Source organism: Chryseobacterium sp. CS3K3.1 (assembly GCF_059515165.1).
In genome coordinates this window covers 1-984 of sequence record NZ_JCAKRV010000051.1, presented here as the reverse complement: position 1 = coordinate 984, position 984 = coordinate 1, and the positions used below count along the sequence as shown (strand labels likewise).

Sequence of the window (984 nt, the reverse complement as noted above, 5' to 3'; positions counted from 1 at the left end):
CTCCATCTATATGATTCATATTTTGTGAATCGTTCATTACGAGATTATTTCGGAAATGGAACTGTAGGTACGAGTGCTATATTATTATATAATGAATATAGATCTTATCGTTGGATGGATAGTTTAGGATATAAAACAAAAAGTGGAAATGAATTGAATATTCTTAATATTATTAAGTTTGGATATGCTGATAAACTTAATAGTAGGAATAGTGATTTAGGAACACAAGCTTATAATTTATTTTTAGAAAAATATAAATTGTTAGATTCTATTTATAAAATACCATAAAATATGAAATATCTTCTTGTATTATTTTTGACAATAATCAATGTTAAATCTCAATTATTATTAAATATTAAATCGTTAGATACTGATGATAAGAGTAAAATAATTGTGATGGAAATTTATAATAATTCAAATATTACGTGTTCAATTCCTATAGATACTGTAAGTTTTAAACCATTTGGCAAGGAATATATTGCAGATAACTTTAGACCTTTAATTGAACTGAAACGTAAAAATAAGTCTGTAAATTATGAAACTGGATTAATAGAATTAGATGACACACAGATTGATCTTGCTAATAAAAGAAATCAGCTTACATATTTAGAAAGTAAGGACGGAATAATTAAAATAAAGCCAAAAGAAAAACTAGTAATTCCGATCAAATTTAATCCTTTTCAATTTAATGTAGAAAATGGTAAATATGATAGTTTTAATATTATAAGCAATCAAGATTATATTATCACTGTCTATCTTACTATTTGTAGTTCTAATCCGCCAGCTCATAATAAAGAGAAAATTAATTATGCGATAAAAAGTAATCCTATTAGAATTAAGTGGAATTTAAAAAATACTAAGTATATTAAATGGTGATTTTTTCAATTAGCTTAGGCTTTGTAAATAGATAAAATCCCAATTCGTCATTGTATTAATTATATTTTAATAAGGTTGCCCTTGCAATAGCAGGGGTTTACTATTGAT

General features: G+C 24.5%; 2 protein-coding genes. Both read left to right on the top strand.

Translation table 11 applies throughout. From position 1 onward, the window contains the following. Nucleotides 1–288, top strand: a 288-nt coding sequence (locus AC5YGI_RS22035) for a hypothetical protein (RefSeq protein ID WP_496169808.1), incomplete at its 5' end; no start/stop codon positions are given. A gap of 3 nt (nucleotides 289–291) precedes the next feature. Continuing rightward, nucleotides 292–876 (top strand): hypothetical protein, encoded by a 585-nt coding sequence (locus tag AC5YGI_RS22030; protein WP_330744408.1) that lies wholly within the window; start codon nucleotides 292–294, stop codon nucleotides 874–876. Nucleotides 877–984 lie beyond the last annotated feature (108 nt).

Bases quoted from the DNA above. Each gene is read 5' to 3' on its own strand.
- AC5YGI_RS22030 (WP_330744408.1), top strand. From the start codon at position 292: ATGAAATATCTTCTTGTATTATTTTTGACAATAATCAATGTTAAATCT.